Source organism: Streptomyces sp. NPDC025638 (assembly GCF_055558775.1).
The window spans coordinates 559232-573496 of record NZ_JBVHLX010000005.1; the positions used below are offsets into that span (position 1 = coordinate 559232).

The 14265-nt window shown below is 72.5% G+C and carries 17 protein-coding genes; 10 read left to right on the forward strand and 7 right to left on the reverse strand.

What is annotated here, in order from left to right; genetic code table 11:
- The first annotated feature begins 52 nt into the window (after positions 1-52).
- Positions 53-1486, forward strand: coding sequence for a hypothetical protein (locus ACZ4EG_RS16640; RefSeq protein WP_467791085.1), 1434 nt, complete (start codon positions 53-55; stop codon positions 1484-1486).
- A 22-nt stretch (positions 1487-1508) separates the two neighbouring features.
- Here the strand turns inward: ACZ4EG_RS16640 and ACZ4EG_RS16645 are convergent, their stop codons facing one another.
- Positions 1509-1922, reverse strand: coding sequence for a VOC family protein (locus tag ACZ4EG_RS16645; RefSeq protein WP_390711324.1), 414 nt, complete (start codon positions 1920-1922; stop codon positions 1509-1511).
- A gap of 684 nt (positions 1923-2606) precedes the next feature.
- Here ACZ4EG_RS16645 and abc-f point away from each other — a divergent pair.
- The 3 genes from abc-f to ACZ4EG_RS16660 all read left to right on the forward strand — a co-directional run bounded on the left by abc-f (position 2607) and on the right by ACZ4EG_RS16660 (position 5711).
- The gene (gene abc-f / locus ACZ4EG_RS16650; protein WP_467791086.1) at positions 2607-4205 is read left to right on the forward strand and encodes a ribosomal protection-like ABC-F family protein; all 1599 of its coding nucleotides are present in this window, start codon (positions 2607-2609) and stop codon (positions 4203-4205) included.
- A gap of 335 nt (positions 4206-4540) precedes the next feature.
- A complete protein-coding gene (locus ACZ4EG_RS16655) occupies positions 4541-4762 on the forward strand; it encodes a helix-turn-helix domain-containing protein (protein ID WP_010355597.1) in 222 nt (73 codons plus the stop codon).
- A 145-nt stretch (positions 4763-4907) separates the two neighbouring features.
- Positions 4908-5711, forward strand: a complete 804-nt coding sequence (locus ACZ4EG_RS16660; protein WP_453548542.1) for an enoyl-CoA hydratase/isomerase family protein — start codon at positions 4908-4910, stop codon at positions 5709-5711.
- Positions 5712-5723: 12 nt separating this feature from the next.
- On the opposite strand, the gene ACZ4EG_RS16665 is transcribed toward ACZ4EG_RS16660, so the two are convergent.
- A complete protein-coding gene (locus ACZ4EG_RS16665; protein WP_453548543.1) occupies positions 5724-6443 on the reverse strand; it encodes a nucleopolyhedrovirus P10 family protein in 720 nt (239 codons plus the stop codon).
- 89 nt (positions 6444-6532) lie between these two features.
- On the opposite strand from ACZ4EG_RS16665, the gene ACZ4EG_RS16670 reads away from it, so the two are divergent.
- From ACZ4EG_RS16670 to amaP, 5 genes are read left to right on the forward strand one after another with little or no spacing between them, the layout of a single operon-like run.
- Positions 6533-7012 (forward strand): Asp23/Gls24 family envelope stress response protein, encoded by a 480-nt coding sequence (locus ACZ4EG_RS16670; RefSeq protein ID WP_453548545.1) that lies wholly within the window; start codon positions 6533-6535, stop codon positions 7010-7012.
- A gap of 39 nt (positions 7013-7051) precedes the next feature.
- On the forward strand, positions 7052-7246 hold the full coding sequence (locus tag ACZ4EG_RS16675) for a hypothetical protein (RefSeq protein WP_453548548.1): 195 nt from the start codon (positions 7052-7054) through the stop codon (positions 7244-7246).
- Positions 7243-7626 (forward strand): Asp23/Gls24 family envelope stress response protein, encoded by a 384-nt coding sequence (locus ACZ4EG_RS16680; RefSeq protein WP_453548550.1) that lies wholly within the window; start codon positions 7243-7245, stop codon positions 7624-7626. The genes ACZ4EG_RS16675 and ACZ4EG_RS16680 overlap by 4 nt, the downstream gene beginning before the upstream one ends.
- Positions 7623-8261: a DUF6286 domain-containing protein gene (locus tag ACZ4EG_RS16685; protein ID WP_453548552.1), complete on the forward strand. Its 639-nt coding sequence runs from the start codon at positions 7623-7625 to the stop codon at positions 8259-8261. Before ACZ4EG_RS16680 ends, ACZ4EG_RS16685 begins: the two co-directional genes overlap by 4 nt.
- Positions 8258-8845, forward strand: coding sequence for an alkaline shock response membrane anchor protein AmaP (amaP, locus tag ACZ4EG_RS16690; protein ID WP_453548554.1), 588 nt, complete (start codon positions 8258-8260; stop codon positions 8843-8845). Before ACZ4EG_RS16685 ends, amaP begins: the two co-directional genes overlap by 4 nt.
- A gap of 12 nt (positions 8846-8857) precedes the next feature.
- Here amaP and ACZ4EG_RS16695 read toward each other — a convergent pair whose 3' ends face one another.
- From ACZ4EG_RS16695 to ACZ4EG_RS16715, 5 genes are read right to left on the reverse strand one after another with little or no spacing between them, the layout of a single operon-like run.
- Positions 8858-9613: an SDR family oxidoreductase gene (locus ACZ4EG_RS16695; protein ID WP_453548556.1), complete on the reverse strand. Its 756-nt coding sequence runs from the start codon at positions 9611-9613 to the stop codon at positions 8858-8860.
- Positions 9614-9618: 5 nt separating this feature from the next.
- A complete protein-coding gene (locus ACZ4EG_RS16700; RefSeq protein ID WP_453548559.1) occupies positions 9619-11403 on the reverse strand; it encodes a glycoside hydrolase family 15 protein in 1785 nt (594 codons plus the stop codon).
- Positions 11404-11437: 34 nt separating this feature from the next.
- The gene (locus ACZ4EG_RS16705; protein ID WP_453548561.1) at positions 11438-11752 is read right to left on the reverse strand and encodes a hypothetical protein; all 315 of its coding nucleotides are present in this window, start codon (positions 11750-11752) and stop codon (positions 11438-11440) included.
- Entirely contained in the window at positions 11749-12315 is a 567-nt protein-coding gene (locus ACZ4EG_RS16710; protein ID WP_453548563.1) for a sigma-70 family RNA polymerase sigma factor, read from the reverse strand. Before ACZ4EG_RS16710 ends, ACZ4EG_RS16705 begins: the two co-directional genes overlap by 4 nt.
- A complete protein-coding gene (locus ACZ4EG_RS16715) occupies positions 12312-13853 on the reverse strand; it encodes a sodium:solute symporter family protein (protein ID WP_453548565.1) in 1542 nt (513 codons plus the stop codon). Before ACZ4EG_RS16715 ends, ACZ4EG_RS16710 begins: the two co-directional genes overlap by 4 nt.
- A gap of 168 nt (positions 13854-14021) precedes the next feature.
- Between ACZ4EG_RS16715 and ACZ4EG_RS16720 the strand changes: the two genes are divergently transcribed.
- Complete coding sequence (locus tag ACZ4EG_RS16720; RefSeq protein ID WP_453548568.1) at positions 14022-14237, forward strand: DUF3311 domain-containing protein; 216 nt, start codon at positions 14022-14024, stop codon at positions 14235-14237.
- The last annotated feature ends 28 nt before the right edge of the window (positions 14238-14265 follow it).

Here is a 14265-nt window from a genome sequence, read left to right on the forward strand (position 1 = left end):
CGCCGTGACATTCCGTTTGGGTTTTCGGACCGTCAACCGGAAGACTGCACCTGTGACGTCCCGTATCCCGCGCGACTCCAGGCTTCGACTTGTCCGACCGCGACCCCTGGCCGCCGCCCCCAGAGCGATGAACCAGCGGCCCTCGCGCCGCCCCGCACCGCGCCCTCCGGAGGGCACACCGGCCCCTGTGGAACTGGCCAGAATGGCGCGCTCCGGTCTGGCCGACGCGGCCCGCGTCGCCCACTGGGCCGACGCCGCCCTCGGCCCCGGCCGCGCCGGTGGGACCGACGACGGCAAGGCCACCCTCTCCGACGCGACCGCCGAACGGGCGGCCGCCGACCTGGGCCTGACCTCGGCTCAGGTGCGCGCCGACTGGGACATCGCCCGCCTCGCGGGCCTCGTCGAGGTGCACGGCGACAGCGCGCGCCCCGGCTGGCGGCTGCGCGCCTGGGACCGGGACGACAGCGCCGTACTGCGCGGCTGGGTCGCCCTCTTCGACGCCTGGTCGCTCGCCCACCCGGAACCCCCGGACCACGAGCCCGCCGCGGTCGCCGAGGTCGTCTCGGCCATGCCCCAGGTGCTCTCCTTCCTCCAGCTGTCCGCCGGTCCCGTCCCGGTCGAGCAGCTTCTCGACCTGCTCCAGCAGCGGGTCACCGAACTGCGCACCGAGCGCTGCGAAGTCCCCTACGAGCCAGGGCCCGCGAGCCTCGCCACCGCCGCGCCGCCCGTCGGCGTCGACGCGGCGGAACCCGCACCCGTCGGGGACACCCCGCTCGCCCCCCTGCTCGACTGGTCCCTGCACGCCCTCGCCTCCGTCGGCGCCCTCACCTGCGGCGACGGCCAGGCCACGCTCACCCCGCTGGGCAGCTGGGCGGTCTGGGTCAAGCTGGAGCAGATCTGCGTGGCCGCACAGAGCCCCGCCGGGAACATCGAGCAGGCCGCCGAGGCCATGCTGCGCGGCTGCGCCCAGCTCCGCCCCAACGCGGCCCGCGCCGAGTACCGCGCCTGGCTCGCGGCGCGCACCGTCGGCAGCGCCGTCACCGAACTCATCGGTGCCGCCCGCGGCGAGGACGCCCTGCTGCGCGGCCTCGCCTTCGAGGCGCTGCGTGTCGTCGGCGCCCCCGCCGAACCCGACGTCCGCGCGGTGGCCGACGATCCGACCCTGCGGCCGTACGCCCTGCTGTGGCTCGCCGAGCACGACGGTGCCGACCCGGAGGACGCCCACGAGGTCCTCACCCGGGAAGAGGCCACCTGGCTGTGGGTGGACACCGCCGCCGCGGTCGCCGACCACGGCGAGGCGCCGCTGCTCGTCCGGCACCTGGAGTCCGCGGTGCAGCCCACCGTCCCGCAACTGCTGGACGAGGTGCGCGCCGTCGGTCATCCCCGCACCGTGCAGGTCCTGGTCGCCCTCGCCGCGGCCCACCCCGACCCCGCCCTGGCCAAGGCCGTCCGCCGGGCGGCCTTCCAGGTGCACACCGGGGGATAGCCGGGCGGGCGAGAGGGGCCGCTCAGGCCGCTATCTCGGGGGCGTACGTGCCGAAGCTCCAGATGTTGCCCTCGGCGTCCCGGGCCATGTAGTCCCGCGAGCCGTAGTCCTGGTCCGTCGGGGGCATCAGGATGTCCGCGCCGTGGTCCACGGCGCGCTGGTGGTGTGTGTCCACGTCGTCCACGACGACATACACACCCGCGGGGCCCGCGTCCTTCATCGCCGCGTCGAAGACACCGCCGCGGCCCTTGGAGCCGATCATCACGGCGCCGTTGCCCTGCACCAGCTCGGCGTGCAGCACCGAGCCGTCCTCGCCCTCGTACACCGAGAGCTCGGTGAACCCGAAGGCCTCCGTGAGCTGCTTGATCGCGGCTTTCGCGTCCACGTAGAGCAACGTCGGAAAAATACTCGGCCGCCCACCGCCCGTACCTGCCATGCCGATCACTCCTCGTGCGTCGGTCCTGCACCGGTGTCGTGAGCCTGCTGCCCAGTCTGGCACCCCCCACTGACAACGCCCTGGGACCGGGAACCAGGGCCTCAGAAGAAGGTGTTGCACTGTGCGCTGGTTCGCCCGCGACGCTCGTCGTCGGCGTGCGGTTCGTCACGGTCGGGGCCGCACCCGCACCCGGTCGCCCGGCCCGGTGCCTGTAGGCCCGGGAGCGTGCGCGGCGTCGCTGTCCGCGACCTGGGCCGGTTCGCCCCCGGTGCGGTGCGGGCCTGCGGTTCATCGCGGCCGGGCCGCGTCCGCACCCGGTCGCCCGGCTCGGTGCCCGTGGGCCCCGGAGCGCGCGCGGTCGCGCTGTCCGCTGGCTGGGCTCGTTCGCCGCGCGGTGTCTGCCGTCGGCGTGCGGTTCGTCACGGTCGGGGCATTGGCCGGGCGCTCGCTCCGTGTGTGCGGGCGGCCGGGCCGTGCGTGGTGGTGCCGTTCGCGAGCTGGGGTGGAGTGGTCGGTGTGCGCCTGGTGCGGGAGCTCGGGCAGCCGCATCCGTGCGTCTGCGCGCAGAAAAAACGCTTGCATCGCCCCGTTAGACTTGGCCCATGGCCATTCTCCTCGCGCATTAGACGGCGGGAACGTCCTCAGCCGCCCACCCGCCAACCCCCTCCGCCCTGGAGTCTGTCCGTGATCTCCGCCTCCGGTATCGAGCTGCGCGCCGGTGCCCGCATCCTCATCGAGAACGCCTCCTTCCGTGTCGCCAAGGGCGACCGCATCGGTCTCGTCGGCCGCAACGGCGCAGGCAAGACGACCCTGACCAAGGTCCTGGCCGGCGACGGCATCCCCGCCGGGGGCACCGTCACCCGCTCCGGCGAGGTCGGCTACCTCCCCCAGGACCCCCGCACCGGCGACCTCGACGTGCTCGCCCGTGACCGCATCCTCTCCGCGCGCGGCCTCGACGTACTGATCCGCAAGATGCGCGAGAACGAGGAGCGCATCGCCACCGGCAAGGGCACCACCCGCGAGAAGGCCCTCAAGCAGTACGAGCGCCAGGAGACCGAGTTCCTCACCAAGGGCGGGTACGCCGCCGAGGCCGAGGCCGCCACCATCGCCGCCGCGCTCAACCTGCCCGACCGTGTGCTCGGCCAGCCCCTGCACACGCTCTCCGGTGGTCAGCGCCGCCGTATCGAGCTGGCCCGGATCCTGTTCTCCGACGCGGACACGCTGCTGCTCGACGAGCCGACGAACCACCTCGACGCGGACTCGATCATCTGGCTGCGCGACTACCTGAAGACCTACCGCGGCGGCTTCATCGTGATCTCCCACGACGTCGACCTGGTCGAGACGGTCGTGAACAAGGTGTTCTACCTGGACGCCAACCGCTCCCAGATCGACGTCTACAACATGGGCTGGAAGCTCTACCAGCAGCAGCGCGAGGCCGACGAGAAGCGCCGCAAGCGGGAGCGGCAGAACGCCGAGAAGAAGGCCGCCGCGCTCAACGCCCAGGCGGACAAGATGCGCGCCAAGGCCACCAAGACGGTGGCCGCGCAGAACATGGCCCGCCGCGCCGAGAAGCTGCTGTCCGGCCTCGAAGCGGTCCGCCAGTCCGACAAGGTCGCCAAGCTCCGCTTCCCCGAGCCCTCGCCCTGCGGCAAGACCCCGCTGATGGCCGAGGGGCTGTCCAAGTCGTACGGCTCGCTGGAGATCTTCACCGACGTCGACCTGGCCATCGACAAGGGGTCGAGGGTCGTCATCCTCGGTCTCAACGGTGCCGGAAAGACCACCCTGCTGCGGCTGCTCGGCGGGGTGGAGCAGCCCGACACCGGCGAGGTCGTCCCCGGTCACGGCCTCAAGCTCGGCTACTACGCCCAGGAGCACGAGACCCTGGACCCCGAGCGCACGGTCCTGGAGAACATGCGCTCGGCCGCCCCTGACCTGGACCTCGTGGAGGTCCGCAAGGTGCTGGGCTCGTTCCTCTTCTCCGGCGACGACGTGGACAAGCCGGCCGGTGTCCTGTCCGGCGGCGAGAAGACCCGGCTCGCCCTGGCCACGCTCGTGGTCTCGTCGGCGAACGTCCTGCTGCTCGACGAGCCGACCAACAACCTCGACCCGGCCAGCCGCGAGGAGATCCTCGGCGCGCTGCGCACCTACAAGGGCGCGGTCGTCCTCGTCACCCACGACGAGGGTGCCGTCGAGGCGCTCCAGCCGGAGCGGATCATCCTGCTGCCGGACGGCGTCGAGGACCTGTGGGGCGCGGACTACGCGGATCTCGTCGCGCTCGCTTGATCGAATCGGTGATCCACGGGTTATGGATCATTCGGCCTAGCCGTGATCCATCATCTGTGTGAGATCTCCTCGTATCGAGGTGTGTCCTACATCGATTTCGCGGCCGATCCCTTTGTCGACAAGGGGTCGGCCGCGCCGCGTCTCTGACCTGGTACTTCGCGAAAGAACCCGTTCGGCCGTATGGGCACTAGCGTTCGGAATGATGGATTCCGCTTGTGGGGATGTGCTCCTGTCGTCAAAACCATGTCTCACGGACCTTGCCGAATGGGTGGCCATCACGCCCCGGAGGGGTGATCATGAGGGGACCAGAGCGCACTTCCCATGAGGAGGCACGGGTGGCCGAGACTCTGAAGAAGGGCAGCCGGGTGACCGGCGCCGCGCGCGACAAGCTCGCGGCAGACCTGAAGAAGAAGTACGACTCCGGTGCGAGCATCCGGGCGCTGGCCGAGGAGACCGGCCGCTCGTATGGCTTCGTACACCGGATGCTCAGCGAGTCGGGCGTCACGCTGCGTGGGCGTGGCGGAGCGACCCGGGGCAAGAAGGCCGCAACGTCCTGACCTCGGGCGGCCATCGGCTTCGATGGTGGCCACCCGGTCGGTCGGGTGATCGGCCGGGTGGTTACTGTGCAGTCACTTAGCTGTGCCGTCGTACGACCCGATGTCGTACGGTGCGCAGGACGACCGCACCCATCGGAGGCGCCCCATGGCTTCGCCCGACCAGGACCTCGCTCCTGTACTCGACAAGGATGGCGTAAGGCTCACCGTCGACGACGCGCTCGCCACGGTGACGCTGACCAACCCGGCCAAGCGCAACGCCCAAAGCCCCGCACTGTGGCGGGCGTTGGCCGAGGCCGGCCGGTTGCTGCCGGGCTCCGTCCGGGTCGTCGTGCTGCGCGGCGAGGGCAAGTCCTTCTCCGCCGGCCTGGACCGTCAGATGTTCACGCCGGAGGGGATCCCGGGCGAGCCGACGTTCACCGACATCGCGCGCCGCGACGACGCCGCGCTGGACGCGACCATCGCCGAGTACCAGGAGGGCTTCACCTGGTGGCGGCGGAACGACATCGTGTCCATCGCCGCCGTGCAGGGGCATGCCATCGGTGCCGGCTTCCAGCTCGCCCTCGCCTGTGACCTGCGCGTTGTCGCCGACGACGTGCAGTTCGCCATGCGCGAGACGAGCCTCGGGATCGTGCCCGACCTCACGGGCACGCACCCGCTGGTCGAGCTGGTCGGATACGCCCGCGCGCTGGAGATCTGCGCGACCGGGCGGTTCGTCCATGCCGAGGAGGCCGTCGGTTCCGGGCTGGCGAACCTCGCCGTGCCCGCCGGTGAACTCGACGGCGCGGTGCGGGACCTGGCGTCCGCGCTGCTCGCCGCGCCCCGGGACGCGGTCGTGGAGACCAAGGCCCTGCTGCGCGCCGCCGGCGGCCGTACATACGAGGAACAGCGTGCCGCCGAGCGGCAGGCCCAGGCCCGCCGACTGCGGGACCTGGCCGGCGTGGGCGAATGAGCCGACGCCCACTCAGCTCACCGTGGTGACCAGCACCGCCACCGTCGGGTGATCGTCCAGCGACTCCCGCACCGCCGTGCGCACCTGCTGGGCCACGTCCAGGGCCCGGCGGTGTCCGGCCACCGCCACCTCCACCCGGACGTGGCGGTGCGGCAGCGTGGCCTCCTCCTGCCGTTCCTCGATGTGCACCGCCCGGCCCAGCCCGCCCAGGAAGCCGGTCAGATGGGTCACGCCCGGGACGGAGAGCGCCGCCGCTGCCGCGCGGACCTCGTCCGGATCCGTCGCCTCGCGGGCCCGCGCCGGCTGCGGCGGGCTCACCTCAGCGGGCTCCGTCGGCTCCTCCAGCAGGTCCGTCACGCGTAGGTCCACCTCCACGACCGTGAGGCCGAGACCGTCCGCCGCCGTGCTCGCCAGCGCCAGACGCAGCCGGGACGCCGTCGACGGCAGGGGTTCGGCCGCCGTCGCCGCGAAGTCCGCCGTCACCCGGAGCGGTCCCGGGGGAAACGCCGCCGGCGGCGCCGGTACGGCGGGCTCGTGCGCGTCCTCCGGATCGGCGAGCGTGATCCGCAGCGAGCCCGGCACGACGCCCGGCACCTCCGCCGCCGCGCGCAGCAGCACCGCGCGGGCCGCCGCCTCCGCGATCCACACGCTGTCGCGCGGGCCGCCGAGCGGAAGCAGTCTGCCGAGACCGAGTTGATGCCGTACGGCCTGTGTCCATCCATCCGCCGTCATTGCTCCAGCCTGCCGCATCCCCGGCGCACGATCGAGCAACCGCGCTTACCGTGGTCGGAGGGGACGACGACCGAAAGGGACGTACGGCCATGACCGACATGACGGAGCAGAACCGGACGACGACCCCCGAGGGCGATCAGCCGGTGTCCACGCGCAAGCCCACCCGACGCGGTGGCGGCGATCCGGCGGGCCGAGGGCGCACGACCATCGCCGACGGTGTCGTGGAGAAGATCGCCGGGATGGCCGCGCGGGACGTGCTCGGCGTGCATGCCATGGGCAGCGGACTGTCGCGGACCTTCGGGGCCGTACGGGACCGGGTGCCGGGCGGCTCGAAGTCGGTGACCCGCGGCGTGAAGGCCGAGGTCGGCGAGGTGCAGACCGCACTCGACCTGGAGATCGTCGTGGACTACGGCGTGTCGATCGGCGATGTCGCCCGGGACGTACGCGAGAACGTGGTCGCCGCGGTGGAACGGATGACCGGACTCGAGGTCGTCGAGGTCAACATCGCGGTGAGTGATGTCAAGCTGCCGGAGGAAGAAGAAGAGGAGCCGGAGCCCCGGATCCAGTGACGCCCGGCGACCAGACAACGCACGGCTGAGGAGCGCAGGATGAACATGGCCATGGTCGGCATGATCGCCGGGATGGCGCTCGGCTTCGCCGGATATTTCGGCGGGTTCGGTGCCTTCCTGCTGGTGGCGGCGCTGGGCGCCGTCGGGTTCGTCGCCGGCCGGTTCCTGGAGGGGGACCTGGAACTGGGCGACTTCTTCCGCACGCGTGACCACCGGCGCGACCGGCGGCGGTGACGTCCGTGCGCGAGGGAGCCGTTGACCTGCGCAGACTCCCGGCCGTGGTGGCACCGGGGGAGCGCGGTGCGCTGCGGATCGCCGACCGGGTCGTCGCCAAGATCGCGGGCCAGGCGGCACGCGAGGCGGTCGAACCGTTGGTGAAGGAAGCCGCCGCCCCGCAGGCCACGGTCGTCGTTCACCACGACACGGTCCGGGTCCGCGTCCACCTCGAACTCGACTACCCGAGCGACATCGGCGCCCGATGCGCGGCCGTGCGTCGCCATGTCGTCGAGCGGGTAGGCGCGTTGGTGGGAATGGAGGTGCCGGTCGTCGTCGTCCAGGTGGAGCGGCTGCACCCGGCACACCCACAGGGCACGGCACAGGGGAGGACGCGATGAGCGAGCCCCGGGGATCCGAGACCACGCCGCTGACCGTCATCGAGAAGGCGCCCGAACCGCCCCCACCGGCGGCGGAGGAAGGAACCGACGGCCGCAGCGACCGCTTCTGGTCGGTGCGCCGCCTCCCCGCGGGCATGGTCGCGCTGCTGCTCCTGGTCGGCGCGGCCGCCTTCCTCTACGACGTCGCCGCCGTACGAGCCCACCGGCCCGCGATGCGCTGGCGCCGCGAGCTGGCCGGCCAGCTCTCCACGCGGCCCCTCGACGACACCTGGGTGCTGGTCGGCGCCGGAGTCGCCACGGCCCTCGGCCTGTGGCTGATCGTGCTCGCCGTCACGCCCGGTCTGCGCGCCCTGCTGCCGATGCGGCGCCCGCACACCGACGTCCGGGCCGGACTGCGGCGCGACGCCGCCGCCATGGTGCTGCGCGACCGGGCCATGGAGATCGCGGGCGTCCGGGCGGTGCGGGTGCGGCTGCGGCGGCGGAAGGCCGACGTCCGCGCGGTCTCGCACTTCCGCGACCTCGACGATGTACGCGCAGACCTGGACGGCACCCTCAAGGACGCGATCAGGGGCCTCGGCCTGACCCGGCCGCCCGCGCTGAACCTGCATGTCGCGCGACCCGGACGGAAGGGGTGAGGGCGGTGCTCAGAGCGGTCAACCGCGTGCTGATCGGAGTCGTCGGGCTGCTGCTGGTCGTCCTCGGCGGCCCGGTGCTCGCCGTGGGCCTGGGCGTGCGGCCCCCGTCGTGGTGGATCCACGACGGGCGGCACGACGTCCTGCTCGGCGCGGCCCGGCGGACGCGCTGGCGGGACGCCGACTGGTGGTGGCCGACCGTGTTCGCCGTGCTCGCCGTCCTCGTCCTGCTCGCCCTGTGGTGGCTCGCCGCGGTGCTGCGCAGGCGCCGGCTCGCCGAACTGCTCGTCGACACCGGCGACGGCGAGGGCGCGCTGCTGCGCGGGCGGGCCCTGGAGGGCGTACTCGCCGCCGACGCGGCACGCCTGGACGGCGTGGCGCACGCACACGCCACACTGACCGGCAGGCGCACCGCCCCCGAGGCCCACGTCTGGCTCCAACTGGAGCCGGACGTCGACCCCGGGACAGCCCTGCACGACCTCACCACCGAATCCCTGACCCACGCCCGCGAATCAGCGGGCCTGGCGAAGCTACCGGCGGAGGTACGCCTGCGGGCGGTCAAACACCGTGCAGAGAGGGTCACTTGACAGCGACGCCGCTCAGAACCCGTGCCGCATCCCCCCATCGACAGGCACCATGATCCCGGTCAGATAGGACGCGGCCGGAGACATCAGAAACGCGGCCACCCGCCCGAACTCCTCCGGCGTCCCGTACCGACGCAACGGAATCCGGGACTCGTTGGCCGCCCGAGTGGCCTCGGGATCCGCGGACAACCCGTCCAGCTCGCGCACGCGATCCGTGTCGATACGAGAGGGCAACAGCCCCACGACACGGATCCCCCGCGGCCCGAGCTCGTCCGCGATCGACTTGGCGAACCCGGCCAGGCCGGGCCGCAGCCCGTTGGAGATCGTCAGCGCCGGAATCGGCTCGTGCACGGAAGCCGACAGCACGAAGCCGATGACACCGCCCGCCTCCAACTCGGCCGACGCGGCGCGAGCCAACCGCACCGCGCCGAGGAACACGGAGTCGAACGCCGTATGCCACTGCTCGTCCGTGTTGTCGGCGACGAAGCCGGGCGGCGGGCCGCCGACGCTGACGAGGATGCCGTCGAAGCCGCCGAAGTGCTCGCGGGCGGCCGCGATCAGCCGCGCCGGAGCCTGCGGGTCGGCGTTGTCGACGGCCACCCCGGCCGCGTTCGGGCCCAGTTCGGCCGCCGTGTCCGCGACGCGCTTCTCGTCCCGCCCCGTGACGACCACCTTCGCGCCGTCGGCGACGAGCTCGCGCGCCGCGGCATTGCCCAGTCCGCGCGTGGCCCCGGTGACGACGTACACCCGGTCCTTCAGTCCAAGATCCATGGCCCCTATCCTGCCCCGTCGCCCCCGAACAGGGCGAGAGCGGTGTTCACCAGGCCGATGTGGCTGAACGCCTGCGGGAAGTTGCCGAGCAGGCGGCCGGCCACCGGGTCGTACTCCTCGGCCAGCAGCCCCACGTCGTTGGCGAGGCCGACCAGCCCCTCGAACAACTCCCGTGCCTCGTCCGTACGGCCCGTCATGTGCAGGGCGTCCGCGAGCCAGAACGAGCACGCCAGGAACGCGCCTTCCGTGCCGGGAAGTCCGTCGACCGTTGCGCCCGAGCTGTCGTAGCGGCGTAGGAAGCCGCCGTGCCCGAGCGCCTCGCGGACCGCGTCCACCGTGCCGACGACGCGCGGATCGTCGGGCCGCAGGAAGCCGACGCGCGGGATGAGCAGCAGGGCGGCGTCCAGTTCGCGCGACCCGTAGTACTGCGTGAAGGTGTTCCGTTCCGGGTCGTAGCCCTTCTCGCACACCTCGCGGTGCACCTCGTCCCGCAGCGCGCGCCAGCCCGCCATGTCCCCGGGCAGCTGCGGATGCTCCTCCAGCGTGCGCACGGCCCGGTCGGCGGCCACCCACACCATGACCTTCGAGTGCACGAAGTGACGGCGGCCGCCGCGCATCTCCCACAGGCCCTCGTCCGGCTGCCGCCAGTGCTCGCGCAGCCACTCCAGCAGCACGCCCTGGAGCGACCACATGTGCGGCTTGGGCGACAGGCCCGCCCGCCGGGTCAGCCACAGCGAGTCGAGGACCTCGCCGTACACGTCCAGCTGGAGCTGGTTCACGGCGCCGTTGCCGATCCGTACGGGTGCCGAGTCGGCGAAGCCGGGCAGCCATGGCACCTCGAACTCGGGCAGCCTGCGTTCGCCCGCCACGCCGTACATGATCTGCAGATGCCCCGGGTCGCCCGCCACCGCCCGCAGCAGCCAGTCGCGCCAGGCCTCGGCCTCCTTGTGGTAGCCGGCCGACAGCAGGGCGCCGAGGGTGAGGGTGGAGTCGCGCAGCCAGCAGTACCGGTAGTCCCAGTTGCGGATGCCGCCCAGCTCCTCGGGCAGCGAGGTGGTGGCCGCGGCGACGATGCCGCCGGTCGGGGCGTAGGTGAGGGCCTTGAGGGTGATCAGGGACCGTACGACCGCGTCCCGGTACGGGCCGTCGTACGCGCAGCGGACCGTCCAGCGCCGCCAGTCCGTGATGCTGGAGCGCAGCGCTTCGTACGGGTCGACGAGCCGGGGACGGGGCTCGTGGGAGGGGTGCCAGGTGAGGACGAACGCGACCCGCTCGCCCTCCGCGACGGTGAACTCCGCGTACGTGCCGAAGTCCTTGCCCCACGTCCGCACGGCGGGCTCGCTGCGCAGCCACACCGAGTCCGGCCCGGCGACGGCGACCCGGTGGCCGCCGGATCTGCGCATCCAGGGGATGATCGCGCCGTAGTCGAAGCGCAGGCGGAGCACGCTGCGCACGGTGACGCGGCCGCTGACGCCCTCCACGATGCGTACGACGTCGGGGGCGCGCTCGCGCTGCGGCATCAGGTCGGTGACCCGGACCGTGCCCTCGGCGGTCTCCCATTCGGTGTCCAGCACCAGCGTGTCGGGGCGGTAGGCGCGGCGCGTGCACGTGCCCGCGTCCTTGGGGGCGATCCTCCAGTGGCCGTTCTCCTCGTCCCCGAGGAGCCTGGCGAAGCACGCGGCGGAGTCGAAGCGCGGCAGACACAGCCAGTCGATGGAGCCGTCCCTGCCGACCAGGGCCGCCGTCTGTTCGTCGCCGATGAGTGCGTAGTCCTCGATGCGCGGGTGCACGCAGTTGCGGGTTCCCGGCGGGCCGAGGGGGCAATCAGGGCATCGGCCGGGGGAGTGAGGCACCGGCGACGGCGGAGCCCGGTCCCGAGAAGATCACCCCCGGATCCGCCGGGGCCTGGTTGAGGACCCACAGGCCGATCAGCGTGGCCAGGGCGAAGACGACCGCGATCAGCACGGCGAGCACGAGCCGCCGCCGGCGTTCCCGGCGCAGCCACTCGCCGCGTGCCGTGCGATAGGCGTCGGGGGCGGCCCGCACCCCGCCCGCCAGCGCGGCCAGGGCTTCCTGCAGCTCGCGTTCGGTGCGGTTCGGACTGGTGCCACGCGACGGAGTCGCATCTCGATGCGTCATCGCCGGGCCTCCATCGCCTGGGTCAGTGCGGCGATGCCGCGCGCCGTGTGGGTCTTGACGGATCCGCAGGAGATCCCCATCGCCGCGGCGATCTCACTCTCCTTCAGTCCGAGCCAGTGCCGCAGCACCAGCGCCTCGCGCTGCCGGGCCGGCAGCTGCTGGAGGGCGTCGATGAGCACGCGCTGGTCGTCGTGCAGCAGCGCGGTGCTCTCGGCGGAGGCGACGAGTTCGTCCCTCGGCTTCTCCTCGTGCTTGCGGGCCACTTGGAGGTGACGTATGCGCATCCGCGTCAGATTGCAGACGGTGGACCGCAGATACGCCTCCGCCGCCTGGGTGTCCCTCAGCCGCCGCCACTTCCGGTAGATCTGGTAGAAGGCCTCGGCGACCACGTTCTCCGGGTCGTCGGCGCCGAGCAGCACGGCGAGGCGCAGCATCGAGGCGTACTGCAGCTCGAACAGACGGGCAAGAGCCGCCTCCCGCTCCAGGTCGGCCGGGTCGCTCACCGCGGGGGTGAGGGCGGTGGGCCGGGGCAGCGGTACAGGTGCGCCGGATGTGCGTCTCACGGGTTGTTCGCTCCCGTCTCCGGGCGCCACCTCACGGTCAGGCGCGGCGGCAGGTCGGTCAGATCGATGCCGCGCGGGACACCGAGGCGTTCGAGGACCGCGGTCGCGGCCACGGCGACGATCAGGTTGAGCACGAGCGCGGCGAGCCCGGCGTAGATCTCCAGCGGTCCGAAGCCCAGCGCCACGATGGACGAGAACCCCTCGCGCACGACCATGAAGGTCCCGGCCGCCATGCCCACGCCCCACCCGGCGAGCAGGGCCCGTGGATGCAGCCGCCCGGTGAACAGCCCCACGGCCACCGCCGGGAAGATCTGCAGGATCCAGACCCCGCCGAGGAGCTGGAGATTGACGGCGTCCTGGTCGCGCAGCCCGAACACGAACGCCACCGCGCCCACCTTCGCGGTCAGCGACACCGCCTTGGCGATGCGCACCTGCCGCTTGGGCGTGGCGGTCGGATGGACGTATTCGACGTACACGTTGCGTACGAAGCTGGTGGCGGCCGCTATGGACATCACGGCGGCGGGCACCAGCGCACCCACGGTGATCGCGCCGAAGACCAGCCCGGCCAGCGGTCCCGGCATCAGCCGGTCCACCAGCATCGGTACGGCCGCCTCGGCACCGCCGCTCGGCGCCCGTACGCCCGTCGCCAGCGCCGCGATGCCGAGGAACCCGAACAGGGCGAGCAGCCCGGTCCAGGCGGGCAGTGCCACAGCGGTCTTGCGCAGGGTGTGTGGGCCGTCGGCGGCGAAACCGGCGGTGAGCACGTGCGGGTACATCAGCAGGGCCAGCGCGGAGCCGAGGGCGAGGGTGGCGTAGGCCGGCTGCTGCTCGGGGGAGAGGAGCAGCGCCGGGCTGCCAAGCCGCTGCGCCGCGCCGTCGAAGACCGCACCCGGCCCGCCGAGCCGCTCCAGGACGAGCCAGCACACGGCGGTGAGCGAGACGAAGACGGCGACCGCCTTGAGCGCCGAGATCACGGTGGGCGCGCGCAGCCCGTGTCGATATGTCGCCACCGCGAGCCCGGCGAACAGCGCCACCATCACCAGATCGCCCATCGCGCCCCGCGGATACACACCGCCGGCCGCCAGCACCGCCCGTATGCCGAGCAGTTGCAGCGCCAGATACGGCATGGTCGCGAGGATCCCGGTCAGCGCGACCACCAGGGCCAGCGGCGGCGAGCCGTACCGGCCGCGCACGAAGTCGGCGGCGGTGACATAGCCGTGCCGGTGGGCGACCGTCCACAGCCGGCTCAGCAGGACGAAGGCGAGCGGGCAGACGATCACGGTGTACGGCACCGCGAAGAAGGCGGGCGCGCCGTTGCCGTACGCCAGTCCCGGCACGGCGGTGAAGGTGTACGCGGTGAAGATCGTGCCGCCCAGCAGCAGCCAGGTCCACACGGGGCCGAGGCTGCGGTCGGCCAGTGCCCAGCCCTCCAGGGACGGCAGCCGGTCGCTGGGGCGCAGCCGGCGCGCGGTCACGGCGAGCAGCGACGCTCCGCCGATCACGGCGAGGAACGTCGCGGTCATGGCGCCGTCGGCCATGGGTCACCGTCCTTGGTGTGCCTGTGCCCTCGGGCGAGAGTTGCGCGAGAGGCCGGTTCGGATGACACACGACCGGCGCGAAATCTTCTGGAAATTCGCTGTCAACCGGTTCCGGCGGGTGGGCAACTCTTGCACAGACCGACAGCGAGCGGGAGAGGAGCGCGGGTCATGGCACGGACCGGTCGTCACCGGCTACGGCGCGTCGCGATCGCCGTACTGCTCCTCGCGCCCGCCGCAGGCCTGCTGTGGGTCCCCTGGTACGCCGGCGCGGAGCCGCGGCTGGCGGGGACGCCGTTCTTCTACTGGTACCAGCTCGCCTGGGTGCCGGGGTGCGGCCTCTGCCTGCTTGCCGCGTATGCGCTGACGGACCGACAACGCCGCTGACCCGCGCTGATCCGCGCTGGTCGGCGGG

Excerpts from the sequence above, each read along its gene's own strand:
- ACZ4EG_RS16645 (WP_390711324.1), bottom strand. The coding sequence starts at position 1,922 with ATGGCAGGTACGGGCGGTGGGCGGCCGAGTATTTTTCCGACGTTGCTC.
- ACZ4EG_RS16660 (WP_453548542.1), top strand. The coding sequence starts at position 4,908 with ATGGCTTCGCCCGACCAGGACCTCGCTCCTGTACTCGACAAGGATGGC.
- ACZ4EG_RS16665 (WP_453548543.1), bottom strand. The coding sequence starts at position 6,443 with ATGACGGCGGATGGATGGACACAGGCCGTACGGCATCAACTCGGTCTC.
- ACZ4EG_RS16670 (WP_453548545.1), top strand. The coding sequence starts at position 6,533 with ATGACCGACATGACGGAGCAGAACCGGACGACGACCCCCGAGGGCGAT.
- ACZ4EG_RS16675 (WP_453548548.1), top strand. The coding sequence starts at position 7,052 with ATGAACATGGCCATGGTCGGCATGATCGCCGGGATGGCGCTCGGCTTC.
- ACZ4EG_RS16685 (WP_453548552.1), top strand. The coding sequence starts at position 7,623 with ATGAGCGAGCCCCGGGGATCCGAGACCACGCCGCTGACCGTCATCGAG.
- ACZ4EG_RS16695 (WP_453548556.1), bottom strand. The coding sequence starts at position 9,613 with ATGGATCTTGGACTGAAGGACCGGGTGTACGTCGTCACCGGGGCCACG.
- ACZ4EG_RS16705 (WP_453548561.1), bottom strand. The coding sequence starts at position 11,752 with ATGACGCATCGAGATGCGACTCCGTCGCGTGGCACCAGTCCGAACCGC.
- ACZ4EG_RS16715 (WP_453548565.1), bottom strand. The coding sequence starts at position 13,853 with ATGGCCGACGGCGCCATGACCGCGACGTTCCTCGCCGTGATCGGCGGA.
- ACZ4EG_RS16720 (WP_453548568.1), top strand. The coding sequence starts at position 14,022 with ATGGCACGGACCGGTCGTCACCGGCTACGGCGCGTCGCGATCGCCGTA.